This window comes from Corynebacterium sp. ACRPF (genome assembly GCF_022347395.1).
GTDB classification, from domain to species: Bacteria; Actinomycetota; Actinomycetes; order Mycobacteriales; family Mycobacteriaceae; genus Corynebacterium; species Corynebacterium tuberculostearicum_D.
Genome location: NZ_JAKRNB010000005.1, coordinates 26,176 through 52,886, shown reverse-complemented (window position 1 = coordinate 52,886; position 26,711 = coordinate 26,176). Strand labels below are relative to the sequence as shown.

The 26,711-nt window shown below is 60.4% G+C and carries 23 protein-coding genes and 1 tRNA gene; 14 read left to right on the top strand and 10 right to left on the bottom strand.

From position 1 onward, the window contains the following. Nucleotides 1-72 precede the first annotated feature (72 nt). Nucleotides 73-1,086, bottom strand: coding sequence for a class II fructose-bisphosphatase (glpX, locus tag MHX61_RS03380; RefSeq protein WP_239192608.1), 1,014 nt, complete (start codon nucleotides 1,084-1,086; stop codon nucleotides 73-75). 188 nt (nucleotides 1,087-1,274) lie between these two features. On the opposite strand from glpX, the gene MHX61_RS03375 reads away from it, so the two are divergent. Beyond that, a complete protein-coding gene (locus MHX61_RS03375; protein WP_200435108.1) occupies nucleotides 1,275-1,844 on the top strand; it encodes a DUF4245 domain-containing protein in 570 nt (189 codons plus the stop codon). Here MHX61_RS03375 and MHX61_RS03370 read toward each other — a convergent pair. From MHX61_RS03370 to xseA, 3 genes are read right to left on the bottom strand one after another with little or no spacing between them, the layout of a single operon-like run. After that, nucleotides 1,828-2,196: a hypothetical protein gene (locus tag MHX61_RS03370; protein WP_204609621.1), complete on the bottom strand. Its 369-nt coding sequence runs from the start codon at nucleotides 2,194-2,196 to the stop codon at nucleotides 1,828-1,830. The two genes, MHX61_RS03375 and MHX61_RS03370, sit on opposite strands and share 17 nt — an antisense overlap. Further along, complete coding sequence (locus tag MHX61_RS03365; protein ID WP_204609618.1) at nucleotides 2,196-2,465, bottom strand: exodeoxyribonuclease VII small subunit; 270 nt, start codon at nucleotides 2,463-2,465, stop codon at nucleotides 2,196-2,198. Before MHX61_RS03365 ends, MHX61_RS03370 begins: the two co-directional genes overlap by 1 nt. A gap of 21 nt (nucleotides 2,466-2,486) precedes the next feature. Beyond that, nucleotides 2,487-3,728 (bottom strand): exodeoxyribonuclease VII large subunit, encoded by a 1,242-nt coding sequence (gene xseA / locus MHX61_RS03360; protein WP_239192605.1) that lies wholly within the window; start codon nucleotides 3,726-3,728, stop codon nucleotides 2,487-2,489. 141 nt (nucleotides 3,729-3,869) lie between these two features. On the opposite strand from xseA, the gene MHX61_RS03355 reads away from it, so the two are divergent. After that, on the top strand, nucleotides 3,870-4,820 hold the full coding sequence (locus MHX61_RS03355; RefSeq protein WP_239192602.1) for a 4-hydroxy-3-methylbut-2-enyl diphosphate reductase: 951 nt from the start codon (nucleotides 3,870-3,872) through the stop codon (nucleotides 4,818-4,820). A gap of 65 nt (nucleotides 4,821-4,885) precedes the next feature. On the opposite strand, the gene MHX61_RS03350 is transcribed toward MHX61_RS03355, so the two are convergent. The 3 genes from MHX61_RS03350 to MHX61_RS03340 all read right to left on the bottom strand — a co-directional run bounded on the left by MHX61_RS03350 (nucleotide 4,886) and on the right by MHX61_RS03340 (nucleotide 8,328). Beyond that, nucleotides 4,886-5,689: a DUF6542 domain-containing protein gene (locus MHX61_RS03350; RefSeq protein ID WP_239192599.1), complete on the bottom strand. Its 804-nt coding sequence runs from the start codon at nucleotides 5,687-5,689 to the stop codon at nucleotides 4,886-4,888. Nucleotides 5,690-5,751: 62 nt separating this feature from the next. Continuing rightward, nucleotides 5,752-6,822, bottom strand: a complete 1,071-nt coding sequence (locus tag MHX61_RS03345; protein WP_239192596.1) for a DNA recombination protein RmuC — start codon at nucleotides 6,820-6,822, stop codon at nucleotides 5,752-5,754. 36 nt (nucleotides 6,823-6,858) lie between these two features. Then, complete coding sequence (locus MHX61_RS03340) at nucleotides 6,859-8,328, bottom strand: AI-2E family transporter (protein WP_239192593.1); 1,470 nt, start codon at nucleotides 8,326-8,328, stop codon at nucleotides 6,859-6,861. 47 nt (nucleotides 8,329-8,375) lie between these two features. Between MHX61_RS03340 and ychF the strand changes: the two genes are divergently transcribed. The 4 genes from ychF to MHX61_RS03320 all read left to right on the top strand — a co-directional run bounded on the left by ychF (nucleotide 8,376) and on the right by MHX61_RS03320 (nucleotide 12,698). Further along, nucleotides 8,376-9,461 carry a redox-regulated ATPase YchF gene (ychF, locus tag MHX61_RS03335; RefSeq protein WP_239192590.1) on the top strand — a complete coding sequence of 362 codons (1,086 nt, stop codon included), beginning with the start codon at nucleotides 8,376-8,378 and terminating at the stop codon, nucleotides 9,459-9,461. A gap of 130 nt (nucleotides 9,462-9,591) precedes the next feature. Continuing rightward, on the top strand, nucleotides 9,592-10,125 hold the full coding sequence (locus MHX61_RS03330; protein ID WP_239192560.1) for a type 1 glutamine amidotransferase domain-containing protein: 534 nt from the start codon (nucleotides 9,592-9,594) through the stop codon (nucleotides 10,123-10,125). A 226-nt stretch (nucleotides 10,126-10,351) separates the two neighbouring features. Beyond that, nucleotides 10,352-11,263 (top strand): cation diffusion facilitator family transporter, encoded by a 912-nt coding sequence (locus MHX61_RS03325; protein WP_239192764.1) that lies wholly within the window; start codon nucleotides 10,352-10,354, stop codon nucleotides 11,261-11,263. Between the two features lie 514 nt (nucleotides 11,264-11,777). Next, nucleotides 11,778-12,698, top strand: coding sequence for a PRC and DUF2382 domain-containing protein (locus MHX61_RS03320; protein ID WP_239192558.1), 921 nt, complete (start codon nucleotides 11,778-11,780; stop codon nucleotides 12,696-12,698). A 69-nt stretch (nucleotides 12,699-12,767) separates the two neighbouring features. On the opposite strand, the gene MHX61_RS03315 is transcribed toward MHX61_RS03320, so the two are convergent. Then, nucleotides 12,768-14,129, bottom strand: coding sequence for a dicarboxylate/amino acid:cation symporter (locus MHX61_RS03315; protein ID WP_204609600.1), 1,362 nt, complete (start codon nucleotides 14,127-14,129; stop codon nucleotides 12,768-12,770). 281 nt (nucleotides 14,130-14,410) lie between these two features. Between MHX61_RS03315 and MHX61_RS03310 the strand changes: the two genes are divergently transcribed. The 5 genes from MHX61_RS03310 to nrfD all read left to right on the top strand — a co-directional run bounded on the left by MHX61_RS03310 (nucleotide 14,411) and on the right by nrfD (nucleotide 21,737). Beyond that, nucleotides 14,411-15,478, top strand: coding sequence for a thermonuclease family protein (locus MHX61_RS03310; protein ID WP_204609598.1), 1,068 nt, complete (start codon nucleotides 14,411-14,413; stop codon nucleotides 15,476-15,478). A gap of 186 nt (nucleotides 15,479-15,664) precedes the next feature. Then, nucleotides 15,665-16,252, top strand: coding sequence for a pyroglutamyl-peptidase I (gene pcp, locus MHX61_RS03305; protein ID WP_204609596.1), 588 nt, complete (start codon nucleotides 15,665-15,667; stop codon nucleotides 16,250-16,252). Nucleotides 16,253-16,299: 47 nt separating this feature from the next. Beyond that, complete coding sequence (gene fdnG / locus MHX61_RS03300) at nucleotides 16,300-19,566, top strand: formate dehydrogenase-N subunit alpha (protein ID WP_239192555.1); 3,267 nt, start codon at nucleotides 16,300-16,302, stop codon at nucleotides 19,564-19,566. Beyond that, complete coding sequence (locus MHX61_RS03295) at nucleotides 19,567-20,625, top strand: 4Fe-4S dicluster domain-containing protein (RefSeq protein WP_204609591.1); 1,059 nt, start codon at nucleotides 19,567-19,569, stop codon at nucleotides 20,623-20,625. After that, nucleotides 20,622-21,737, top strand: coding sequence for an NrfD/PsrC family molybdoenzyme membrane anchor subunit (gene nrfD / locus MHX61_RS03290; protein ID WP_239192553.1), 1,116 nt, complete (start codon nucleotides 20,622-20,624; stop codon nucleotides 21,735-21,737). Before MHX61_RS03295 ends, nrfD begins: the two co-directional genes overlap by 4 nt. Here the strand turns inward: nrfD and MHX61_RS03285 are convergent. Together MHX61_RS03285 and selD are read right to left on the bottom strand one after the other, a co-directional pair. Further along, the gene (locus MHX61_RS03285) at nucleotides 21,734-22,201 is read right to left on the bottom strand and encodes a hypothetical protein (RefSeq protein ID WP_239192551.1); all 468 of its coding nucleotides are present in this window, start codon (nucleotides 22,199-22,201) and stop codon (nucleotides 21,734-21,736) included. The genes nrfD and MHX61_RS03285 overlap by 4 nt on opposite strands. A 125-nt stretch (nucleotides 22,202-22,326) precedes the next feature. Continuing rightward, nucleotides 22,327-23,310, bottom strand: a complete 984-nt coding sequence (gene selD, locus MHX61_RS03280) for a selenide, water dikinase SelD (protein WP_239192548.1) — start codon at nucleotides 23,308-23,310, stop codon at nucleotides 22,327-22,329. 170 nt (nucleotides 23,311-23,480) lie between these two features. Here selD and MHX61_RS03275 point away from each other — a divergent pair. The 3 genes from MHX61_RS03275 to selB all read left to right on the top strand — a co-directional run bounded on the left by MHX61_RS03275 (nucleotide 23,481) and on the right by selB (nucleotide 26,690). Next, nucleotides 23,481-23,575 (top strand) — tRNA-Sec (locus tag MHX61_RS03275). A gap of 25 nt (nucleotides 23,576-23,600) precedes the next feature. After that, nucleotides 23,601-24,917, top strand: coding sequence for an L-seryl-tRNA(Sec) selenium transferase (gene selA, locus MHX61_RS03270; RefSeq protein WP_316987277.1), 1,317 nt, complete (start codon nucleotides 23,601-23,603; stop codon nucleotides 24,915-24,917). After that, a complete protein-coding gene (gene selB / locus MHX61_RS03265; protein ID WP_239192545.1) occupies nucleotides 24,918-26,690 on the top strand; it encodes a selenocysteine-specific translation elongation factor in 1,773 nt (590 codons plus the stop codon). Nucleotides 26,691-26,711: the final 21 nt, after the last annotated feature.

Sequence of the window (26,711 nt, the reverse complement as noted above, 5' to 3'; positions counted from 1 at the left end):
CAGTTAATTGGGTAGTGTGTGCTTTCCAGTATGGCGGAGATCTAAAAGAAGGGCCGCCTTCGGGGGTGAACCCTACTTCTTGGTTGGCGTGTTGTAGTCCACGACGGAATACTCCTGCAGCTTGGACAGCTTGTGGATGGAGTCGATGTAGCGGATGGTGCCGGACTTGGAGCGCATAACCAGCGAGCGGGTCGTAGCACCGGAATTGCGGTAGGAAACACCACGCAACATGTCACCATTGGTCACGCCGGTGGCTGCGAAGTAGCAGTTCTCAGAGGATACTAGATCATTGGTCTTGAGGACGCGGCCCAAATCATGGCCGGCGGCGCGGGCCTTTTCTGCTTCCTCTTCATCCTTCGGCCACAGCTTGCCCTGGATTTCGCCGCCCATGCAGCGCATAGCGCAGGCGGTGATGATGCCCTCTGGGGTGCCGCCGATGCCCATCATCATGTCGATGGAGTTCGAATCCTGGCAGGTAGCGATAGCGCCGGCTACGTCACCATCCATGATGAGGCGGACCTTGGCGCCTGCGGCGCGAATTTCAGAGATGAGCTGTTCGTGGCGGGGACGGTCAAGGACCACCACGGTCAGATCGGTGGGGCGAATATTCTTCGCCTTTGCTACGGACTGGATATTCCATTCCACGGACTCGTTGATATCGATAGCGCCAACTGCCTCGGGGCCAACGGCAATCTTTTCCATGTAGAAGACTGCGGAAGGGTCATACATGGTCCCGCGTTCGGCAGCCGCAATGACGGAGATGGCGTTGGGGCGGCCTTCCGCCATCAAGCGGGTACCGTCAACCGGGTCTACGGCGATATCCATCGCGGCACCCTCGCCGGTGCCTACCTCTTCGCCGTTAAAGAGCATGGGGGCCTCATCCTTTTCGCCCTCACCAATGACAACGACGCCGTTCATCGCTACGGAATTGATGAGCTTGCGCATGGCGTCGACCGCCGCGCCATCGCCCTCATTCTTCTGGCCGCGGCCTACCCAACGGCCGGAAGCGAGTGCTGCTGCTTCGGTGACACGAACCAGTTCCATTGCCAGGTTGCGGTCAGGAAGATAAGACGTATTTTCGGACATGTGTAGTGGTTGCCTTCCATAGTTTTCTCATCGAGGGGTGTTCCCCTTGATGCTCTACCTTTCCATTCTCGCACTTTTTTGCTCTAATGGGTTCGATTTTGCGCCCCATTTGTGGGGGATTGACAGATCTTTCGGAGCAAAAGGGGCCGTGTGGCTTTTTGAAAGCAGGCCGTGCGATACTAAGGCGCGTGGCTGCAGAAGAAAGACCAAAGATTTTTGAAGGCGCGAAGGATATTTCCCTGTCCCTCGCCGTCGTGGTGATTATGATGCTGCTCGCCGTGGGAGCGACCGGCCTGTGCTCAATTAACTCCGAAACCCAGCAGGGAGCGGTGCAGGAAGTGGATGAACAAACCTTCCTAGACACCCAGGCTCGCGCAGGGGTCGGTGCTATTCGCAATCCCGAAATGCCGGAGGGCTGGGAGGCCAATGCTGCCCGCCGCGTAGATATGGGCGGCGAGAATGCCACCGTGGTCAGCTGGGTGACCGCTGACCAAGGGTTTGTGGAGTCTACACAAACGCAGGTCGCGGCCGATAAGGCAGGCGAGGCGTACGATGCCAACTACCGCGGCATTGAATCCGCCCGCGAGGTCAAGGGCCACCAAGTGCGGGTGCTAGAAAGCGACGATGATTCCGTGCGCCGCCTGTGGGTTACGGATTTGGGCGATGCCCGTCTCATCATCTCCGGCGCCGCGGACGACAGTGACTTTGAGGCTGCTACCGCTGCGTTTATCGACGCCGCACCTATAGCCGAAAAATAACCTCGCCCAAGCCTTCTTCCGCGGCGGTGGCGCTAAGACCGTCGCCGGCTTGGGCGATAACTTCAGCTAGGGCCTGCGAATCTAGGCCGCTGAGGCGTGTTTTTCCTGCAAAGACATCGATGCGCTCGCGCTGCGAGCGCTGCGGATAAATGGCAATCTCGCGTACTTTGTCGTCCGTAAAGCGCAGCACCACAGATTGGGAGAAGTAGCTCACCTCATTATCGTCGCGGGTGTGCGCAGGGCCGAAGAATTCTTCTACGAATTCTCGGGAGTCTCCCGCCATGATGGAACCGGCGGCCGCGGATTTCGATACAAAGTCCACGCGCTCGCCTGGATACCCATAAATCTGCACTACTCGTCTCCTTCAGCGTCTGCGTCCTCGGCCCGATCGAGCGCGTCTTCCACACGCTTCGCCGCGCCGTCGAGGTGCGCCTCGCACGCACGGGCAAGCGCCTCCCCGCGCTCCCAGTACTTCAGCGACTCATCCAAGCCCATTTGTCCGAGCTCGAGAATCTTGACGGTTTCAATGAGTTCATCGCGAGCTTGCTCATAGCTCAATTCTTCTACTGGGGTAAAAGCATCCTGGCCTGGCTGGCCGGTACCAATGGTGTCCTCGGACATGATTTTCTCCTCGTCTGGTGATTAATCGGCGGCCTGGGAGGCCATAGAAACTGCGGTAATAGATCCATCGCCTACGCGAATGCGCAACTGTGCGCCGGGTGGGGATTGCTCATATGAAGTCACAACCTCAGGGCCGGAGCCGTCCTTGGGCACTACCTGGACGATGGAGTACCCGCGGGCGAGAGTCGCCGACGGACCCAAGGCCGAAACGCGGGCGCGCAGCGATTCCACGTGGCGGGTTTCTCGCTCCACCATGACTTCAATTTCTCGCCGCATGGTGGCGCGGGTGCGCTCTACCTCTTCGCGGCGCGCACGGATAGGGGTCATTGGGTCCGCCATGACAGGCCGGGAACGAATATTGTCGAGGCCGCGCCGTTCCCTTTCCACCCAGCCGCGCAGCGCGGCCGCCATGCGAGAGCGAGCCTCTGCGACGATGGCGCGCTCCTCTGTCACAGAGGGCACGACGCGCTTGGCGGCGTCGGTAGGCGTCGCAGCGCGCAGGTCGGCGACGTTATCGAGCACCGGGCTGTCCGGCTCATGGCCAATGGCAGAGACTACCGGGGTGCCGGCCGCAGCCACTGCGCGTTGCAGTGCTTCTTCCGAGAAAGGCAGCAGATCTTCCACGGAGCCGCCGCCACGGGCGATGATGATGACGTCGACTTCAGGATCCGCATCAAGCTGCTGGAGCGCATCAATAACCTCAGGCACGGTATTCGCACCCTGGACCGCGGTATTGAGGACGCGGAACTGCACCGCTGGCCAGCGGTCATGGGCTACCGCCATCACATCCCGCTCTGCAGCCGAGCCGCGTCCGGTAATCAGCCCAATTTTGTGTGGCAGGTAGGGGAGGGGCCGCTTGCGTGCGGGATCGAAAAGGCCTTCAGTAGCCAGCTGTTGGCGCAGCTTTTCAATACGAGCGAGCAGATCGCCAATGCCTACATGACGAATTTCGGTGGTCCACAGTGAAAAGGACCCGCGTCCCGCGTAAAAGGCTGGCTTGCCATGGACAATGACGCGGTCGCCGTCTTTCAGCGGTGCTGACAATGACTGCAGCATCGATGATGGGCAAGTCAATTGCACGGACTTTTCCTGCTGTACGTCACGCAGAGTGAGGTAGGACAGCTTCCAGGTGGGCTTGAAGTTAATTTGGGTCAACTGACCCTCTACCCACAGGTAACCCAGGCGCTCGATCCAGCCCTTGACTTGGTCATTGACCTTGCCAACGGGCCAGGGAGTATCCGGAGTATTTGCCGGTTGATTCACACAGCCTCCCTTTCTTCAGTCTGCCGTGTTCTTCCGTCTAGTTTAGGGGCCAGCGCGGTCTATTGTCCCGCTCGGGGTAGCCAGAAAGGTGACGTTAGGCCCCACTATTGTTTTGCGTAGTGTTTCGATACTCTGGGAGCCATGACTGATGGTAAAAATGTTCTCCTCGCGGCCCCGCGCGGATACTGCGCAGGCGTGGACCGCGCGGTCGAGACCGTAGAAAAGGCGCTGGAAAAGTACGGCGCGCCCATTTATGTACGCAAGCAAATCGTGCACAACCGTTACGTCGTAGAATCTCTGGCAGAACGCGGCGTCATCTTCGTCGACGAGGCCTCTGAGGCGCCAGAAGGCGCCCACCTAGTCTTCTCTGCCCACGGTATTTCCCCTGCCGTGCGCGCAGAAGCAACGCAGCGCAAGCAGCTTACTTTGGACGCCACCTGCCCATTGGTTACCAAGGTGCATAAGGAAGCCCAGCGCTTCCAGCGCGATGGCTACCACATCCTCTTGGTTGGCCACGAAGGCCACGAAGAAGTAGAAGGCACTGCCGGCGAAGCACCTGAGGTCACCCACCTCGTGGACGGTGTCGAGGGCGTCGCCAAGCTGCCAGATTTCTTGCAGGATGAGAAGCTTATTTGGCTGTCCCAGACCACGCTATCGGTGGATGAGACCATCACCATCGTCAATAAGCTGCGCGAGCGCTTCCCGCACTTGGAGAACCCGCCTTCAGACGATATTTGCTACGCCACCCAAAACCGCCAAGAATCCGTCAAGGCCATCGCCCCACAGTGCGACCTGATGATTGTGGTGGGCTCTAAGAACTCCTCTAACTCGGTGCGCTTGGTTGAGGTGGCGCTTGAGGCAGGCGCCAAGACTTCCCACCTCGTGGATTTTGCCAAGGAAATCGACGAATCTTGGTTGGAAGGCGTCCAGACGGTCGGCGTAACCTGCGGTGCTTCGGTACCTGAGTTGCTGGTACGCGAAGTACTGGAGTTCCTGGACGAGCGCGGTTATAGCGACGTAGAACAGGTAACGACCTCTACCGAGACGATTACCTTCGCCCTACCGCGCGACCTGCGCCCAGCACGAATCTAAGTAGCGTTTGCCTATACGGCAGTTAAAACGGAAGAAAGGCCCGGAAACGGGCCTTTCTTTTTGCTTTAGTCCTCGTCGTAGAGGTTATCGTCCCAACCTTGCTTGGGCTGTTCCTTCTGCTGCTGAGACGCCGGAACGGACTCGCCAGTGCGCCGGGCTGGATCCGGGCGCAGTAGATTGTCGCGTTCCTCTTGTTGCATTCGGCGACGCTCTTCACGGTCGCGACCACGTAGGCGATCCTTGGGCGCGGGGCGTGACTTCTTCAGCGTGTGCGAGGCGCGGGCACGCTGCGGAGCGGCTTGAGACTGCTTGGAGTTCTTTGCCGGTTTATCGCGAGCCATCAAATCTGCAACCGATAGACGTTCCTCGCGGTTGCGTCGGTCTTGTTCGGCGTCGGCACGGCGGGAAGCGGTTTCCATTTTGGCGGTGCGCTTGGCCGTCTTGCGGAAGCGCGCCCAGCGCAGCCAGGCGATGATTGCCGCGCCCACCAAGGCAATAAGGAGCCACAGGAACCTCTGGACAAGGGGGAACGCCGCGGTGACGATCGCCGTCTTGGAAAACGCCGATGCGCCCTCTGGCAAGTTGGCCTTGGTGATAAAGAAACCGGCCACGCCCACCGTTATGGCATACACAATGGGGATAGAAGCCACGGTGAGGAAGAGGCCGCGTTCTTCTACGATGAGCGCCACCAGCAGCGAGCCGATGACAAGGAACGCGAGGTAAGCCCACCCGATGGAACCCATCAGGATGGAAATCAACGCGCCCGTGAGCAAGAGTGCCGCGAGCAGCCCAAGGCCCTTGCCCAGCGTGATGCTGGGGAGACCGGAGCTTTGGGCGGCGGAGGACTTTCTTTGCTTGGCTTGTGACACGTCGGAAGATCCTACCGGTTGCCGCCGGCCCATGGCTATTTCCACGCACGAAAGCGGCGGATTTATAGTGCCGAATTCCCGCGCGGCCAGGTATCGATAGGCGAGGGCTCCCGCGGGGTGCGATCCGTGCGGCCGGGGATATCCATCTCATGCAATTTGCGGGCGGTCACGCCCACGCGGGAATCAAGCGAAGAAAGCGTGGCGTTATAAGCCTCGACTGCTTTCTCCAGGTTATGGCCCACCTTGCCGTAGTGATCAGAAAGCGTATTAAGGCGCGTATACAGTTCACGCCCTAAGCGCTGGACTTCCTTAGCCTTGGCGGAAATGTCTTCCTGGTGCCACCCCATGGCCACCGTGCGCAAGAGGGCAAAAAGTGAGCTGGGGGTGGCGATGACTACATTGCGTTCAAAGGCGTACTCGATTAGCTCAGGATCCACCGATAGTGCGGCATCAAGGAAGGGGTCTGCGGGAACGAAGAGGATGACGAACTCGGGCGTTGGTTGAAACGCCTCGATATAGTCCTTCTGCGATAGTGCTTGGACGTGGCCGCGCATGAGGTGTGCGTGGCGGCGGAGGAAGCCGGCGTGCTCTTCCGGGTCATCGGTTTCTAGGGCGTCAAGGTAAGAGGTAAAAGGAACCTTGGCATCGACGATGATGTGGCGGCCACCGGCCAAATTGATGAGCATGTCAGGGCGGACGATGCGCCCGCCCAATGGGGCGGAGACCTGGCAATCAAAGTCCACGTGTTTGGTCATACCGCCGAGCTCCACCACGCGCTCCAATTGCACCTCGCCCCAACGGCCACGCACATTGGGCGAGCGCAAAGCGGTTACTAGTTTGTCGGTGCGTTCGGTCAAGCGGGAGGAGGTGCGGGTCACCGCCTGCACCTGGCTGGAGAGGGAGGCGAGCAGCGCGGTGCGGTCCTCCTCAATTTCTTGGAGCTGAAATCCCAAGCGGTCCATGGCCTTTTCTAGCGGTTGGAGTTCGGCTTGGCGGCGCTGCGAGTCTTGCAGCGCTCGGTGCTCGGCGCTCGGCGCGGAGCGCGTAGCGGAGTAAGAATGGGCCAGCCAGCCCAATACCGCGCCGAGGATGAGGCCGATAAAAAGTAGCAGCACGGGCAAAGTGGAAGTCATGACTTCCAGCATGGCACGCGCGGCCGACACGACCCATTATTTTTTCGAATCTCCGTTCAAAAGGCCTTCGAAGGCGTCGCGGGCGCGGCGCAGGTTTGCGCGCATGCCGGGCTTGTCATGCTCCTTGGGGGTGGATTCCACATTGAGGGCGGCGTCGAGGGAATTGGAATCGCCGTCCGCGGAGACGTCGGCAAACGCGCCTTCTGGGGCTGCATAGTCCGGCATCTTGAGCCATGCCTCGCGCTTATAGCGCCCTTGGTCTTCGGTGTAGCGGCCGATGAGATAACCAGCTACGGTAGAAAAGTCCAGATCCGCGGCGGTCTTTTCGCCCGACTGCAGCTTCATCATGTCTTGTCCGTAGCGGTAGGCCACCGCAAACATGGCGGCCGTCGGAACCGCGAGGAAACCACCTATCAGGCCAAAGAGAGCTGAGCCGACCGTGACGGAAACCAAGACGATGACCGGGTGCAGGTCCATGGCCTTGGACTGCAGCCAGGGCGAGAGGACATTGCCCTCCAACTGCTGGACCAGCAACACCAAGCCGAGGACGAGAAGAGCCTTGGTTACGCCAAGGGAGACCAACGCGATGGTGACGGAGAGGGCGCCGGCCACGATCGCGCCGACGAAGGGGATGAAGCCCGCGATAAAGGTGATGATCGCCAAAGCCATGGCCAGCGGAACACCGATAAGGGCGAGGCCGACGCCGATAAAGACGGCGTCGACAAGCGAAACCACTGCCTGCGCGCGAATGAAGCCGCCCAGCGTATTCCAGGCGCGAGTAAGCAGCTCCGTCAGATGCCAGCCGGCGCGCTTGCCCGTGGCATCGCGCAGCCAGGGAAGGAACTTAGCGCCGTCCTTCAGGAAGAAGAAGGTCAGCACCAACACGATGAAGAGCGTGACCAAGATGGAGGTGGCGGTGCCGATGCCGGTAAAGACCGAGCCCGCGATGGCGCCGGCACGTTGCTGCAGCCAGGACGCCGCCTCGTCGATGTAGCTACTCATGTCATCGCTATCAAGGTTGAGCGGTGGACCCTGGGCCCAGAGCTGCAGGCTTTGGATGCCGGAGACCGTCTGCAGATACAGCGACCGGGATTGCCGCATGAAATCTGGGGCAACAAAAGCAATGAGGCCGCCAACAGCCGTGAAAGAAACCAAAATGGTTACGGCGGCCGCCAACGCGGCGGGAAGGCCAATATTGCGCAGCTTTTTAGCCACCGGTGCCAGAACGGTGCAGATAATAAGGGCCAAAAGAACTGGCAAAAGCCCCTGCCAGAAGTTACCCAGCAAACGGTAGAGGGCGTAGAGGAATACGCAGATGATGAGCAGGCGAACGGCCCATAGGGAAGCGGCCTTAACCACCTCGCCGGCGATGACGGAGCGGTCTACCTGATCGCCTGGTGGATGTGGGGATACATCCTCCAGCTTGCTGGTGTCGAAGCTTTCATCAAACTTATCGCCCAAGCCCGTTTGGGGGTCATCGGGCAGCGGTTGGTTATCAGAATTCACCCCACCATCTTGCCTTAAAAGAAGGCGGGTGCGTTAGGATTGGCCCCGTGAGTCTTACACTAGGAATCGTCGGCCTGCCCAATGTGGGCAAGTCCACTTTGTTTAATGCCCTGACCCGTTCCGAGATCCTGGCGGCGAACTACCCGTTTGCCACCATCGAGCCCAACGTGGGCTTGGTGGAGCTGCCGGATTCCCGCCTGACCCAGCTGGCGGAGATGTTTAACTCTGAGCGCATCCTGCCTGCCACCGTGTCCTTCGTGGACATCGCCGGCATCGTCTCCGGCGCTTCGCAGGGTGAAGGTATGGGCAACGCGTTCCTAGCCAATATCCGCGAGGCAGACGCCATTTGCCAGGTTGTACGCGCCTTCTCTGATGACAATGTCATTCACGTCGATGGCAAGGTGGACCCGCGCAACGATATCTCCGTTATTAATACCGAGCTCATTCTTGCGGATCTCCAGACCATCGAAAAGGCCCTGCCGCGCTTGGAAAAGGATGCGCGCAAGAATAAGGATTTGGCCGTCGAGGTGGAAGCAACCAAGAAGGCCCAGGAGATTTTGGAAGATGATCGCACCCTCTTCGCCGCAGCGAAGGAGGGCGAGATTGACCTCGCCCTCGTGCGCGATCTGCACCTGATGACGGCTAAGCCCTTCCTCTATGTCTTCAATTCGGATGAAGCAGTGCTTACCGACGACGCTAAGAAGGAAGAACTCCGCCAGCTCGTCGCCCCGGCTGAGGCCGTATTCCTCGATGCGCAGACCGAAACCGAGCTGCTCGAGTTGGAAGAAGATGAAGCCCGCGAACTGCTCGAGGCCGTAGGCCAAGATGAGCCGGGCCTAGCCACCCTGGCTAAGGCAGGTTTTGCCACCTTGGGTCTGCAGACCTACCTCACCGCCGGGGAGAAGGAGGCCCGTGCGTGGACCATTAAGCAGGGCTCTGCCGCACCGCAGGCAGCCGGAGTCATCCACACCGACTTTGAAAAGAAGTTCATTAAGGCCGAGATCGTTTCCTTCGATGACCTTGTAGCCGCTGGCTCCATGGCTGAGGCTCGTGCGCATGGCAAGGTCCGCCAAGAGGGTAAGGACTACATCATGCAGGACGGCGACGTGTGCGACTTTAAGATCGGCGGCTAATTCCACACCGCTTGGAACCGACCCTTTGTCAGAAGGAGAAGGCGCCGCCCACTCGCGCGCAAGAGAAGGTAGCGAAGACGAAACTTCCGCGTTACCGTGGGCGGCGTACCCGAACAAAGGAGGCTGCAACATGGCTGAACTAGATAATAAGACCATTGCCATCATCGCTACCGATGGCTTCGAAGACTCTGAGCTGACCTCCCCACTAGAGGCCGTGAAGAACGCCGGCGCTACCGTGCGTGTCCTCGCTCCAAAGGCCGGCACCATTACCGGCAAGAAGGGTACGGAAATTTCCGTTGGCGCCGCTACCGTTGACTCCACTGGCGAGTCTTTCGATGGCATCATTCTGCCTGGCGGTACCGATAATGCTGACCTCATCCGCTTGGACAAGGCCGCAGTAGAAATCGTGCGCAACCACATGAGCAAGGATCTACCGCTCGGCGCGATCTGCCACGGTGCTTGGATCCTGGCTGATGCTGAAGCCCTCAAGGGCCGCACCCTGACGTCCTTCCCGTCCCTGCAGACCGACTTGCGCAATGCGGGTGCCACCTGGGTAGATGAGGAAGTCCACTGCGACCAGGGCTTGGTCTCCTCCCGCACTCCAGATGACCTGCCAGCCTTTAACGCCAAGCTGGTAGAAGAGTTTGCAGAGGGCCAGCACTAAAGCTTCACGAATTTAAGCCACGGGAGTTTCCCGTGGCTTTTTCGATCTTGCGCCGGTGTCACCTGCCCTATAAAGTTGGGGTTTCCTGAAGGGGAGTAGTTCCCTCGGTTAATTCTGAGATGACTGGTCGACATACTGGCGTTTAGCCCGGCCAGCCAGCGCCCGCAGTGCCCGCGGCCGTGAACGAGACCTTCGGTCCGCAACCGAACCGAAGGGAGAAGTGACTATGTCCTCCATGGGCTCAGAACAGCGCATTCTTGAGCGCTTCATGCAGCTATCCATCGCCGCCGCTGTGGCCACCATTATCCTCAAGGCATTGGCAGCGTGGTTTACCGGCTCGGTGGGTTTCCTGTCCGATGCCCTCGAATCCATCGTAAACCTCGTCGCGGCCGTCGCCGGCTTTTATGCCCTCCGGATTGCCTCTAAGCCGGCCGACGATAACCACCAGTTTGGCCACGGCAAAGCCGAATACGTCTCCGCCTTGGTAGAGGGCGCAATGATTTTTATTGCGGCCGGCATGATCATCTATACGGCGATCCAACGCTTCTTTGTTCCGCAGCCGATTGAAGAGCCAGGCTGGGGCTTGGCGTTGTCCACGCTTTCTTCCGTGCTCAACGGCGTGGTGGGCATTGCGCTCATCCGTGCGGGTAAGCGCTACCGTTCCGCCACCTTGGATGCGGATGGGCACCATTTGCTTACCGACGTCTGGACTTCCGTTGGCGTCCTTATAGGCATCGCCGCCGTATTCCTTACTGGCTGGTGGTGGCTGGATCCCGTAGTGGCGCTGGCAGTGGGCATCAATATCTTGTGGACGGGCTATAGCCTCCTGCGCGATTCGGTGAGCAGCCTGCTTTCTGAGGCGCTTCCCGACGACGAGCGTCAGAATATTCGGCAACTGCTAGCCCAGCTGGAGCAGGAACACTCGGTAAACTTCACGGATCGTCGCACCGTGGCCTCTGGCCGCCAGCGGTTGGTGTACCTGACCATGGAGGTGCCAGGGGAGTGGAGCGTCATGCACTCTCACGAGGTTGCAGACTTAGTGGAAATTGCCCTCGACGAGCTGTACCCAGGCTGCAGTGCGTTCATTCATGTGGAACCAGCCGGCCTGGAAGATCGGCGTCCGTACCTATTCCGCTAAGGCTTAATCTTCTCAGCTTTCTGCCGACCACTGTGGTGTATGCGCACTAGACCAATATGTGTGTAGGCCTGTTCGGGGGCACGGGCTTGTATGTTGCCTGTAAATTGGCGGGGTAAAACTACACCCTCTTTAAAGAATCCTGTGGTACCGCTGTCACCGCATTTCGGGGGTGTGGTGAACAATGGACGATTTGGAGATCGTGAGGGGTCGCGGCTAGGGCGCTGCGGGCGAGAGAATCGACATCCGCCTCCCGCGGTTTGGGTACTTATGGTGCAGTTTTCCCAATGTTATAGAACTGTTACCAACCGTCCTGAGCTGCATGAAGCTCGGCTTTGGTGAACAAAATCGAGGAAATTTCCCGCTAGCGGTCGAAAAAATTTGAATTCTCCGTATGGTGGTTGTCACAGCAATCAATTGGAGATTTTCACCCCCACACTCCACGTGGCGGGGTTAGAAAATGTCCTTTTGTTTGGTTGAAGATAGCTATACCAATAGCAGAAAGGATTTACTGACAATGGGTAAGAACATTAAGGACCTCTTTAACGCAACCGCATACGACAAGGACGGCGAGAAGCTGGGCGACGTTAACGAGGTATTCGTTGATGACCAGTCCGGCCAGCCTACCTTCGTTGAGGTTAACCACGGCCTGTTCGGCATGAACTCCAGCCTAGTTCCGCTGCGTGGACACGACTTCTCCGGCGATGACCTGAAGCTGGGCTTCTCCAAGGACCGCATCAAGGATGCTCCGGACTTCGACTCCGATAAGCCGCTGACCCCTGAGGCACAGTCCGATATCTTCAAGCACTACGGTCTGGATAACGCACGCGACGTTACCGACTACAAGGATTCCAACCTTGACTCCAAGCGCGACGTTCAGGCTGGCGCTGACAAGGATCACAACCTGACCGCAGGTGCTGGTGCTGGCGCAGGAATTGCAGGTGCAGGCGTTGCTGGTGCGCATGCTGACGGGAATAAGGCAGACACCCACACCACCGACGCTGCTGCTACCGAGCGCAAAGCTGGCGTAGCTGATGACGCTGCAGCTGCACGCACTAACAACGATGGCGAGCTCATCCGTTCCGAGGAGCAGCTCAACGTCAACAAGGAGCGTGTGGCTAGCGGTGAGGCTCGCCTGCGCAAGTACGTTGTGACTGACACCGAGAGCGTCGAGGTTCCGGTTGAGCGTGAAGAGGTTCGCGTCGAGCGCACCCCGATCAACGCTGAGGATGCTAAGAACTACAACGGCTCCATCTCCGGTGACTCCGAGGAAGCTTCCGTCACCCTGCACGAGGAGCGCGTGAACGTGAACAAGGAAACCGTTCCGGTTGAGAAGATCAACCTGAAGAAGGACACCGTTCGCGACACCGAGACTCACACCGAGGAGCTGCGCAAGGAGCAGATCGACACCGATGGTGTTGACGGCCTCAAGAAGTAAAAGCGCATAGCTAAACGCCCGCAAGGATTACCTTGCGGGCGTTTCTTTTTGCCTATTTAGGAGACTGGTTTAAGCCTTGACGCCGATGGCCTCAGCCGAGTCAGAATCCATAATGTCCTTGACGCCGTTCTCGGCAGCATCCCAGGTTGCCTTGTCCTGGATGCCGGCGCGCTTAGCCACGATGGTGGCGCACAGCACCTGTCCGGTGACGTTGAGTGCGGTACGGCCCATGTCAATAATCGGCTCGATAGCAAGCAGGAGACCAACGCCGGCCAGTGGCAGGCCGAGCGTGGAAAGCGTCAGGGTGAGCATCACCGTTGCGCCGGTGGTGCCTGCAGTAGCAGCGGAACCAATAACGGACACGAAGATGATGAGCAGGTACTGGGTGAAGTCAAGGTCGATGCCGTAGAACTGGGAGACGAAGATGGCAGCGATGGCTGGGTATACGGAAGCGCAGCCATCCATCTTGGTAGTTGCGCCCAGCGGAATGGCAAAGGAAGCGTACTCGGACGGAACTCCCATAGCCTTTTCACTGAAGCGCTCGGTAGCTGGCATGACGCCCATCGAAGAACGGGTGACAAAGCCCAGGGAGGTCACGGGCCACACGCGCTTGAAGAAGCCGATGACCGGGATCTTGTTGAACTTCAGTACTGCCGGGTAGATCACGGCAAATACCAGGCCCATGCCTACGTACATGGCCAAGACGAACTTGCCCAGCGAGCCCAATGCATCCCAGCCGTAGGTAGCTACGGCCTTACCAATAAGGGCCGCGGTGCCAATCGGGGCAAGGCGGATAATCCACCACAGGATGACCTGAATGACCTTCAGGAAGGACTCGGTAAAGCGCAGGAAAGGCTCAGCAGACTTACCAGTCTTGACGGCGGCGATACCAATGGCTAGCGAGATGACGAGGAGCTGGAGGGCACCAAAGCTGAGGGATACTTCGCCGTCGGAAAGCGAGGCAGAAAGGCCCACGAAGTTCTGGGGGAGAAGTTGCTCAAAGAACGCGGTCCATGAACCGACGTGGGAAGGGTCCTGCGCGGTAGAAGCATCGATGCTTGTGCCGATGCCCGGCTTCATCACGACGGCGACGATGATGCCCGTCAAGACGGAGAAGAATGCGGTGATGGCAAACCATACCAGTGTGGAGATTGCCAGGGACGCGGCGTTGGCCACCTTGCGCAGATTAGCGACGGAGGTGACAACAGCGGCGAAGATCAGTGGCGGGATCATCACCTTGAGTAGCTGGACGTAGGCGCCGCCGACGCCCGTGAGTAGGGTGGTCAACCAGCCGGGGTTGTCTGGGTCGGTATCCATGCCGGAGGCAATGAAGCCTAGGATGAGGCCGATAATAAGGCCCGCGATGACCTGGGCACCGAATCCCGTGGCCCAGCCTGGAAGCTTGGAGCGCGAAGATTCTTGTTGAGACATTAAGATTCCTTTGAAAATAAAAATGGACAGATCGGACTATTTTCCAGATACTGTTCTGTTCAACTTCAACATCGCTCAGCTTATTCCTTCAACCTCTTTGGGTACAAGGTGCGGGATATTTGCTGTGGCCACAACCTCACCCTTCGCGCTCACGGAGAGGTGGTTTTGCGCTTGCTTTTCGACGCCGGTGAGCGCGAAGGGAGGAGAGCTTGAACTACCACGTGTGTCCCATTGCTAACTTTAAGTAGCTACTCTCTCTATCTTTCTCAGGAGGAACATTCATGGGCTGGGTTAAACCTCTCGTTGGCATTTTCGCAGTTGGCGCAGTGGCGTCCGTTGCCTTAGGCGGCGGCGATGAAGATGCAGTGGTGGTCAATCGAGTGATCGATGGCGACACCATTGACGTCGACATAGACGGCGAAAATACCCGCGTCCGGCTACTTAATATTGATACGCCGGAAATCGGCCATAACGGCGAACCGAGTGAGTGCCTCGCGGAGGAAGCGAAGCAGTACTTGGAAGGACGGCTGCCAAAGGGGACGGAGGTTCGGTTGGAATATGACTCCGAGCGGACCGACAAGTACGGCCGCACCCTTGCCGGTGTCTTTATCGACGATGACTTCATTAACGCGGATGTCGCGGCCGAAGGGCTGGCCACTGCAGTCGTATTTGGTGGAAACGACAAGTTTTATGACGAAGTGCACAACGCCGAACGCCGCCCTAAAGATGCTGGCGAAGGGATCTTTGGGGTCTCGGACGAGTGCAAGGTCTCCAGCGATGAGGACATGGCCGAAGCGCTTAGCGGCGCTGAAGCTGCGGCGGCAGCATTTGCAGCTTCCGGGGAAGCTGATATTGCAGGGTACGAGGATGTATTGGACAAGTCAGCAGCTGCGAAGGCCGGATTAGCGGTTCTGACTCGCCACAAAGATGCTCGAAGCACCTTCCAGAAAGCAGCGTATCCGGATGCTCCCAAGGAGATTGCCGCGAAGAAGGAACGCGAGCTTGAGGGAAAGGAGAAACAAGCCCGCGAAGAGATCGAGAAATTGGAGGAAGAGAAGCGCGAGAAGGAGCGCCAGGAAGAAGAACGCCGCCGTGCAGAGGAGCGGAAAGAAGAGATTCGTCAGCAGGAGCACGATGCGCCGGAAGTAGAGGTAGCGGAGCAACAAACGCACGACGAGGTGGCTGAATACCAAGCGCCCGAGCAGCAGCCCGCACCTCGGCCGGCACCGGTGGTCGATAACTACACCGGGTGCCGAGCTTATGGCGGAAACTATGCCATGACGTCTGTAGATAAGAATGGACGTTCATACGCGAAGATCGACTGCACTACGAAGCAGCAGATCGGTTAGGCACCCCGCCCTTCGCGCTCACGGGCAGGGCCCTGAGTGCTTGGAGTATGGCTCCCGGTGAGCGCGAGGGGAGCGGGGATTAGGGCCTACGCCCTTGCCGCTCACCGGGACCAAGGGGAAGTGCCATCCAAGCGCTGCCGGTGAGCGCGAAGGGTGGGAGGGCCCGGGATCTGGAATACTGGCAGCATGAAAATCCTCGTAACCGCATTTGACGCGTTCGGCGGAGAGAGCATCAACCCCACGGAACGAGCGCTTCAACAACTGCCGGATCGCATTGGTGACGCGGAGCTCATCAAGCTGGTGATTCCGACGAAGTTCGGGGAATCGCTGCGTCGGGCGATCGAGGCCGCGGAGGGCTCGGCGGTCGATGCAATTGTATGTTTGGGCCAGGCCGGTGGGCGGGCGCATATCACTCCAGAGCGGGTCGCGATTAACGTTATGGATGCCGATATTCCTGATAATGTGGGTTATCAGCCGGTGGATGTACCGGTTGTGGAAGGCGGCCCGGCGGCATACTTCTCTACGTTGCCGGTAAAGGAAATGGTTGCGGCAATGGAGGATAGTCCGGCGCGGTTGTCGAATACGGCCGGGACCTTTGTATGCAATCAGCTGCTCTATGGTCTCTTGCACCACTTTGCAGCGACGAGGGTGCGTGCAGGATTTGTCCACGTCCCGTTCATTACAGAGCAGGAGAAAACGGATAAGCCCATGATGGAGCTGGCGGAGATCGTCGAGGGGATTAAGCGGGCACTCTGGGCGGTGCAAGCTAGTTAGGGTAGCCTTTGTGGCTTTTTTAACCGGCAAAATATAGATTAAAGGACATGTCTCGCTTTAGCCCTCTCAACTGGCCGGTTGTGCGCCAGCTGCGCAGTGGCGATCCCTTCGGAAGGGACGTCAATACGCAGTCTCAAAAGAGTAAAGATAAGCATGGGCGCACCGTGGAAGCAGACCGCGTGGTGCAGTCGGTGTGCCCGTACTGTGCGGTTGGTTGTTCGCAGCGCGTTTATGTCAAAGATGACCGCGTCATCCAGGTGGAGGGCGACCCGGATTCGCCTATTTCTCGTGGACGCCTGTGCCCGAAGGGATCTGCGTCGGAGCAGTTGATTAACTCCGCTACGCGCCTTACCAAGATTAAGTATCGTGCACCGCACTCTACGGAGTGGCAGGACCTTGATGAAGATACCGCGATGGAGATGATTGCGGATCGTTTCTTGGAGGCCCGCCACAATGGCTGGCAGGATGTGGACGATGAAGGTCGTGCGCTCAATCGCACGATGGGCATCGCCGGTTTGGGCGGTGCGACCTTGGATAATGAGGAAAACTACCTCATTAAGAAGCTGTTTACCGCCGCTGGTGCGATTCAGCTCGAGAACCAGGCGCGCATATGACACTCCGCCACCGTTCCTAGTCTAGGAACTTCGTTTGGCCGCGGCGGCGCAACCCAACCGCTGCAGGATATGGCGAATGCGGACTGCATCGTCATTGAGGGTTCTAATATGGCCGAGTGCCACCCCGTGGGATTCCAGTGGGTGGTGGAAGCCAAGAAGCGTGGTGCCCGCATCATTCACGTGGATCCGCGTTATACGCGCACGTCAGCCTTTGCGAATCGCCACATTGGCATTCGCGGCGGCACGGATGTGGTGCTTTTGGGCGCAGTCATTAACTACTTGCTGGAAAACGAGCTGTACTTCCATGACTACGTGGTGGCGTATACCAATGCGCCAATGATCATCTCGGAGGATTATCAGGACACCGAAGATCTGGACGGCCTGTTCTCTGGTTATGACCCGGAGACCGGTAAGTACGTCACGGATTCGTGGCAATACGTGCAGAAGCCGGAGGGCGCGTCGTGGAATGTGGAACGCGATGAGACGCTAGAGCATCCGAATTCGGTATTTCAGATTCTCAAGCGGCACTACGCGCGCTATACGCCTGAGGTGGTGGAGGAGACCTGCGGTATTGCGCAGGAGGACTTCTATTACCTAGCGGAGTCGATCGCGCGGAATTCCACGCCGGATCGCACCACCTGCTTTGCCTATGCGTTGGGCTTTACCCAGCACACCCTGGGTGCGCAGTTCATTCGTACCGCCGCCATCTTGCAGCTGCTCACCGGCAATGTGGGTCGCCCAGGTTCGGGCATTATGGCGCTGCGCGGTCACGCCTCGATTCAGGGCTCTACCGATATCCCGACGTTGTTCCACTCGTTGCCGGGGTATTTGCCCATGCCGAGCGTCGATAAGCAAAGCTGGCCAGAGTTCGTTGATGGAATCCGTAATGAGTCGCAGAAGGGCTTTTGGCAGATTGGTGAGAACTACGCGGTCTCGCTGATGAAGTCCTACTGGGGCGATGCGGCAACCAAGGACAACGGATGGGGCTATGACCTCATGCCGCGCATTTCTGGTGCGCATTCGACCTATGAAACGCTCATGGCCATGCTGGATGAGCAGGTGGAAGGCTACTTTGTCTTTGGCCAGAACCCGGCCGTGGCGCAGTCCAATGGCGGTATGCAGCGCCGCGGCTTGGCGGCGCTGAAGTGGCTGGTCGTACGCGATTTCCAGGAGATTGAGACCGCCTCTTTCTGGAAGGATTCGCCGGAGATTAAAAACGGCGAGCTTAAGACCGAAGACATCGGCACTGAGGTCTTCTTGATGCCGGCGGCCACCCACGTAGAAAAGGCGGGAACCTTTACCCAGACGCAGCGCATGCTGCAATGGCGCTTCCAGGCGGCCCCGCCGCCAGGCGATGCGAAAAGTGACCTGTGGTTCTTCTACCAACTGGGCAAGAAGATCAAGGAGCGCCTGCGCGATTCCACCGATCCGCGAGATATTCCATTGCAGAAGGTCACGTGGGACTATGTGGAAACCGAGGAAGGCGAGCCGAATTCTGAGGACGTCCTCAAGGAGATCAACGGCTACTACCTAGAGGGCCCGAAGAAGGGCGAGCTTTTGCCTGCCTTCGTGGAGATGAAAAACGATGGCAGTACCTCGGGTGGTTGCTGGATCTATACCGGCGTGTTTAAGGACGGCATTAATCAGTCCGCGCGCAAGGTCCCGGGTTCGGAGCAAAACGAGGTAGCTCCCGAGTGGGGTTGGGTATGGCCGGCCAACCGCCGTCTGCTCTACAACCGTGCTTCGGCGAAGCCTGACGGCACGCCGTGGTCCGAGCGCAAGAAGTATGTGTGGTGGGACGCTGACCAGGGTCAATGGGTTGGCGATGACGTGCCGGACTTCCCGGCTACCAAGGCCCCGGACTACAAGGCTCCGGTCGACGCCGTGGGCCCGGACGCCCTCGACGGCACCGATGCCTTCATCATGCAGGCTGATGGCCGCGGTTGGCTCTTTGCACCGACCGGGCTTTCCGACGGCCCATTGCCCACCCACTATGAGCCGCACGAGTCCCCGGTGCACAACGTGCTGTACAAACAGCAGCAATCGCCGACGCGCCTGACCATTAAGCGCCCAGACAACCTGTCGCGCCCAGAGCCTGGTGAGCCGGGCTCGGAGGTGTTCCCGTTTGTCTTTTCCACCTATCGCCTCACCGAGATGTATACTTCGGGTGCGATGTCGCGCCGACTGCCGTATTTGGCGGAGCTGCAGCCGGGCCTTTTCTGCGAGGTCGATAAGGCCTTGGCAGAAAAGCGTGGCTTGGAAAACGGTAAGTGGGCCACGATCATCTCGCCACGCGGCGTCATTGAGGCGCAGGTCTTGGTCACTGACCGCATGCAGATGATGAAGATCAATGGTGAGGAGTTCCACCAGATCGGCTTGCCGTATCACTATGGCGAGTCCGATTCCACGGCCGTCGCAGGCGATGGTGCCAATGATTTGCTGGGCCTTACGTTGGAGCCGAACGTATTCATCCAGAATTCCAAGATCGGCGCTTGCGATATCCAGCCGGGGCGTCGCCCGCGTGGTGAGGCCCGTGTGGAGATGCTCAAGGAGTATCAGAAGCGCGCGCACCTGAACCTGGATTCCGGCAATGATCTGCTCACCGTGGATGATTCCTTCACCTATAACCCAGAGCCGCAGCAGCCCGCGGATGCGGATGAGCACGGCGAGAAGGGCGAGGAAAGCGAAGAAGGTAAGTAAATGACAAATCTTCTGACCGAAAACGCGAGCCGGCATGGCTATGACAAGTACCGCCGCATGGCCTTTTTCACCGATACTTCCGTGTGCATCGGGTGTAAGGCCTGCGAGGTGGCGTGCAAGGAGTGGAACCGCAACCCGGTTGAAGGCTATGACGTCACGGGTGATTCCTATGACAACACCGGCGCACTGGGTGCAAATACCTGGCGGCACGTGGCCTTTGTGGAGCAAAACAATGACCGCATCGAGCATGCCCGCGAGGAGGGAAAGAATCTCATTTCCCTGGGTATGCCCTCGGTAGGGGTGCAGGCCCCAGAGGTTGATACCACCCCGCCGGATACGGATACGTTCCGGTGGCTCATGTCCTCGGACGTGTGTAAGCACTGCACGCATGCGGGCTGCTTGGACGTGTGTCCTACAGGCGCGCTGTTCCGCACCGAGTTTGGCACCGTTGTGGTCCAGGATGATGTGTGCAATGGCTGCGGCACCTGCGTGGCCGGCTGCCCGTTTGGCGTCATCGAGCGCCGCGATGACGGCGGTGTGGCGCTGAAGTACGACAAGACGGCCACGGTGGATTACGTGGATAATTCCCATGCCGGCGTGAACGTGCTGAAAAAGCTGAAGCAGCTTGCCCCGCAGGGACCGGACCACACGCCAGGCGAGTCGATGCCGATTAAGAATTTGGGCGTGGCCCAAAAGTGCACCATGTGCTACGACCGCCTGAAGCAGGGAGAACAGCCAGCATGTTCTAAGACCTGTCCTACTGATTCCATCCAGTTCGGCCCGTATGAAGAGATGGTGGCCGCAGCCAAGGAACGCGTGCGTGTATTGCACGAGCAAGGGCTTACCGAGGCCCGCCTTTACGGCGCCAACCAGGACGATGGCGTGGGCGGAACCGGCTCCATCTTCCTGCTTCTGGATTCACCTGAGGTCTACGGTTTGCCGCCGGACCCGCGCGTGCCGACGGCCGATTTACCGCAGATGTATAAGACCGCAGCCAAGGCTATCGGCGGCATGGCGCTGGCCGTGGCCGGTTCCTTCCTGATTGGGGGACGCAAATGAGCAACTTTGATGAGTATCGCCCACCGCAGCCGGAGCGACGCAATCGCTACCGGAAATTCGACGGTACAAAGCCGAAGAAGAAGCGGAAGCGGCCGGGCGCCGGCGCGCAGGACGGCTCCAAAGAGGAGCGCATGGCGCAAGACTTCGAGTTCTCGTCTTACTATGGCCGCCCAGTGGTGAAGGCGCCGCCGTGGGAATGGCCTATCGGCGCCTACCTCTTTCTAGGCGGTGTGAGCGGTGGCTCGGGACTCTTGGCCGCTGGTGCACAGGCCGTGGGCAATGCGCCGCTGCGTCGCACCACGCGGATCTCTGCCTTTGGCGCGGCGGCCGTGGGATCGGTCTTTTTGATTCTGGACTTGGGCCGCCCGGAACGCGCCCTGAACATGTTCCGCGTCTTCAAGGTGACCTCGCCAATGTCCATGGGCTCGTGGATTTTGTCGGGATTTGCCAGCGCGGCCGCGCTGCCGGCCGCCGCGGAAGTGGATGCGGCGACTGACCACAAGCTGCCGTTGCCGAAGTTTGTGCGCACGGCGCTGAAGAAGTCGGCCGGGCCGGCGGGCGCGGTCGCGGGCGTACTCGGTGGTCCGCTCGCGGGCTATACCGCGGTATTGCTGTCTAATACCTCGAACCCGGTGTGGAATGACATGAAAAAGCACCTGCCGTATGTTTTCGTCTCCTCGGCGGGCGCGGCGTCGTCAGGCCTGGCTATGGTGACCACTCCGGTCGAGCACGCGGGACCGGCCCGCGCGTTGGGTATGGCCGCGGCGGCCAGCGATCTGGTGGCGACCAAGGTTCTTGAAGAAGGCATGGAGCCGGAGCCGCGCGAGGCGCTGCACGAGGGCAAGCCGGGCGCGTTGATGAAGGCTTCGGAATGCTTCATCGAGGCCGGCGGTGTCGGTAGTGCAGTGGCTGCGGTGACGAAGTCGCGGGCCGTCTCGGTAGCCGCGGGGCTATCGCTGTTGGCAGGCTCGGCGTGCACGCGCTTTGGCGTGCTTAACGCCGGGCTGGAAGCGGTGAAGAATCCGGAGACCACCATCGGGCCGCAGAAGCGCCGGGCGGAAAAGCGCCGGCGCGAGCAGGGCCTCGACCACGATGTAGTGAGCCCGGACTAGTCCAGGTCCTGCAGGACGGGGGCGAGCTCCGAGCCGATGTCTTCCATGCGTTGTTGCTCGGCTGCGGAATCGCGGCCATCGCGGTGAAGGTAGTAGTTCAGCGCCACATCGCCCACGGTGGTCACGCACGTGGTAGACACTGACTCTTCGACCGGCCAGGCAGAACAATAAAAGCGCCTGTCAGCGGCGGTGAACTCGAAGGGGGAGTACTCATTGGCGGGGCGCTGCTGGGCGGCGTTTTGGGCATCGAGGTCGTCGTGCAGCAGCTCTAAGTAACGCTGTGCCGCCTCATCGGGATCCTCGGGGCACACGAGTGCGCCCTCGGCCTCATACTTCGTCCCCAGCAGGCTGACCTGCTCCTTATCCTGTGCACGGTAGAGCACTGAGAAGGAGTGTTCATCCTCGTCGGTGGAGTGCGGGTCGAGCTTCGCCTTAGCGAGCGAATCCGGCAGGGCCTCGCGCACCGCGGCAATATCAACAGGGGAGCATTCGCTTGGCGATGCCCCCCTCGGACGAGCACCCCACCAGCCCCACCCCGGCAAGGGCGATGGAGGCGAGGGCGAGGAAAGTGGGGAGGCGTCGGCGCATCTTAGGCCTTGATATAGGCATCGCCGGTGCGCTCGGTGGTGTGGCCGATGACGGGGTAGCCGGGAACCTCGCCGATGAGGAGGAGGCCGCCGGAAGTTTGGGCGTCGGCAAGCAGCACCAGCTCTTCCTCGCTCAAGGAGGTATCGAGGTGGGGACGCACCCAGTCCAGGTTGCGGCGGGAACCGCCGGGGATGAAGCCCTCCGCCAGCGCCTCTTTCGCGCCTTCGATGGTGGGCACGGCGGAAAAGTCGAGCTCCGCGGCGATGCCGGAAGCGCGGCACATTTTGTACAGGTGGCCGAGCAACCCGAAGCCGGTGACATCCGTGGCCGCACGCACGCCCGCCTCCACCGCTGCGCGGGCGGCCTCACGGTTCAAGGTGGTCATAGAATCGACCGCGGCCTGGGAGACCTCGCCGGTGGCCTTGTGCTTGTTGTTGAGGATGCCCACGCCAATGGGCTTGGTCAGGGTGATGGGCAGGCCGGGTTCGGCGGCGTCGTTGCGCATGAGCTTGTCGGGGGCCACGATGCCGGTAGCAGCCATGCCGTACAGCGGCTCGGGCGCGGTGATAGAGTGCCCACCTGTGACGGAGATGCCGGCCTCGGTGGCTATATCCATGCCGCCGCGCAGGACCTCGCGCAGCACGTCCAATCCGAGCTTTTCATTGGGCCAGCCCACCAGGTTAATGGCGGTAACCGGGGTGCCACCCATGGCATAGACATCAGACAGCGCATTGGTCGCGGCTACGCGTCCCCAGTCATAAGGGTCATTGAGCATGGGCGTAAAAAAGTCCGCGGTGGAGATGACCGCCAGACCATCTTGAATCTTTACGGCTGCGGCATCATCGCCATCGTCCAAGCCAACCAGCACGTTGGGGTCGGACTTGCCAATGAGGCCTTCGACGGCGGATTCCAACTGCCCAGCGGGAATCTTGCAGGCGCAGCCGCCACCGGCCGCGAAAGAGGTGAGCTTAATATCTTCGGTCATACGGCTATTTTACTAGTTCTACGGGAGCCCCTTGCTGCGTATTAGCGGGGAATAATGCGCAGCAAAGGAATCTCCTTGAGTGCCGCAGGAGCCACCGTGGCGCACCGCGGTGAATGTAGCGTCTGGTAGGTGTCTCGGTACCGAGGAATGCCCGTGTAAGGTGAGCACACGGAGGCGTACGTGTCCTGGTGGGCGCCCCGGTCTTCAAAACCGGTGAGGCCGAGCATCTCGGTCTGGCAGGTTCGATTCCTGTCCGTCTCCGCCACTCGCGCGCAAGGAGGAATGCCACAGTGCCCACGCCCACGCCTGCTGCCAGCTCGGATCCCCGCAGGAATATCCCCCGCATGGACGAGCTGCTCCAGCTGCCGGAAGTAGAATCCGCGCGCCACCGCCTAGCCGAGCACACCATCCGCGCGATAATCCAGGGCGCAGTCACCCAAGCGCGCCGCGGTCAGCTGCCGGTCAGTGATATACCCGCAGAAATTGCGAAGCGCCTGGAACAAAAGAATGCGCATTCCCTGCAGCCGGTCATTAACGCCACCGGCGTCATCATTCATACGAACCTAGGGCGTGCCCCGCTTCCCGGCGCCGCGGTAGAGGCCCTGCACGCTGCCGCCTCCTATACGGATGTGGAAATGGACCTGGACTCGGGCAAGCGATCCAGAAATCGCGGTACCGGCGCCACGGCCGCGCTGCTCGCAGCCTGCCCCGGTGCAGAAGATGCCCTGGTGGTCAATAACGGCGCCAGCGCCTTGCTGCTGGCTACCGCTGCGCTCGCTCCCGGCAAAGAGGTCATCATCTCGCGCGGCGAGCTCATTGAGATCGGTGCGGGCTTTCGCCTGCCGGAGCTCATCGAGTCCACGGCCACGCGCCTTAAAGAAATTGGGGCGACTAACCGTACGCACCTGGCCGACTACGAGCGCGCGCTGGGCGTCAACACCGGCGCCATCTTGAAGGTGCACCCTTCCAATTTCCGCATCGAGGGCTTTACCTCCGCAGTCGGGGTAGAGGAACTGCACCGCCTAGCGGTGGAGCACGATACGCGACTCATCGTGGACTTGGGCTCCGGCCTGCTCACCCATGACCCGGCGCTGCCAGAAGAACCAGATATCCAGGCTCAGCTGCGCGCCGGGGCCGATATCGTCATAGCCTCCGGCGATAAGCTACTTGGTGGCCCGCAGGCAGGAATCTTGCTCGGCACCAAGGAAGCGATTGCCGCGGTGAAGAAGCACCCGCTGGCGCGTGCGGTGCGCATAGATAAGCTGCGCCTCAACGCGCTGGAGGCGGCCATTTCGACGCCCTCGAATGCGGTGCAGGACGCCCTCCACCTCGATCCTCAGACCCACCGCGAGCGCACGGAAGCCATCGCGCAGGCAGTTGGGGCAGAAGTGGTGCCTCATGATGGCCGCGTGGGCGGTGGCGGGGCGCCCGAATACCCGCTGCCGGGCTATGCAGTGAGCCTGCCTGAGCACTATGCGGACGCGCTGCGCCGCCAGGACCCGCCCGTGGTAGGCCGCGTGCATCAGGGCCGCTGCTTGGTGGATATTCGCTGCGTTCCCGCTCACCACGACGCCACGGTTATTGCCGCTATTAAGGCGGTGGGCTAGGTGTACGTCGTCGCTACTGCCGGCCATGTGGACCACGGCAAATCCACCCTGGTCCGGGCTCTTACGGAGATGGACCCGGACCGCTGGGAGGAAGAAAAGCGCCGCGGCCTGACCATTGATTTGGGGTTTGCCTGGACCACGCTGCCTTCTGGCGCGGATGTGGCTTTCGTAGATGTGCCCGGCCATGAAAAATTCCTGGGCAATATGCTCGCTGGCGTGGGCCCAGCCCCGGTCGTCCTCTTCGTGGTGGCGGCCGATGAGGGATGGCAGGCCCAGTCCACCGACCACCGCGATGCCTTGCGTGCGCTGGGAGTAAAGCATGGCATCATTGCGCTCACTCGCAGCGACCGCGCCACCGTGGACCGCACCGCAGAAATCCGGACGCAGCTGGCCGGTACCCCGCTTGCCGACGCCCCCATTATCCCCGTATCCGCCCCCACCGGCGAAGGCATTGCGGCGCTGCGGCAGGTGCTCGATGAGGTCCTTGCCGCTGCGCCCGCTCCCGATGAGCAGGCACCCGTGCGCCTGTGGGTGGACCGCGCCTTTAGCGTGAAGGGCGCGGGCACCGTGGTGACCGGAACGCTTTCCGCGGGCACCCTGCGCGTGGGCGATAGCCTTAAGGTGGCCGCGGCCGGTGGGGAAAGGGACGTGGAAATCCGTGGCCTCCATAGTGAAAATCGTGCGCAGGATTCACTCGGCCCCGTCACTCGCGCGGCCGTCAACCTGCGTGGGGCGGATGCCGCCGATATCCACCGCGGCGACGTGCTGCTAACCCCGGGTGCGTGGCGTATGGTGGACCACCTTGATGTGCGCCGCACCTTTGGCGCGGAGCTCGACGGGCTGCCCGATAACCTCGTCGTGCACACCGGTACTGCCGGGGTAGAGGCCCACCTGCGTCCCCTGTCCGCCGATTTCGCGCGCATCAGCCTGGCGCACCCGCAGCCGCTGCGGCTCCTTGATCGCTTCGTAGTGCGCAGCCCTGGCGGCCGGCACGTCGTCGCCGGCGTAGAGACAGTAGACCTGCGCCCGCCGGAGCTTAACCGGCGCGGAGCCGCCCGCCGCCGCGCAGAAGATCTCAGCGCCCAGCACTCATTCCGCGATCCTGCCACTTACCTGCGCCGCGTCGGCTTTGCCCGTGTGGATGACTTAGCCCGCGATGGCTTTACTACCGCAGCGCCGCCGCAAGGCATTATCGCCTTCCGCGACTGGTGGATTGCCGCCTCCCAAGTTACGCGGTGGAAGCACGCGCTTACCGACGCCCTGCACGCCCACGCCGCCGCACATCCCCTGGCACCGGGAATGCCCCGCAAGGCGGCCATGGACGCCCTCGGCCTGCAAGAAGAAGGCTTGCTGGGCCTTGCCATCGCCGCTGCGAAGGTGGAAAGCAGCGAGGGAGTGCTGCGCCTTCCCGGGCAACGGGCGGACCTCGGCGCGGCGGAGCGCGGGGTCGTTGCCATCGAGGAAAGGCTTAAGGCAGAACCTTTTGTGGCCCCCGAGGCAGATGATCTCACGGAGCTGGGCCTGGGCCCCAAGGAGCTTGCCGCCGCCGAGCGCGCCGGGCGCCTCCTGCGCCTCAAGCAGGGAATCGTGCTCTTGCCCTCGGCACCGGAGGAAGCACGCCGGCGGCTGGCCGAACTAGAGCAGCCCTTTACGCTTTCGGCAGCCCGTAAAGCGCTGGGCACCACGCGGCGGGTAGCCATCCCGCTGCTGGAATACCTCGACGCCCAGCGGATTACTCGCCGCGGCGACGGGGGCCAACGCACCCTGCGCTAACAAGGCCCCTGAGTCCGGTCG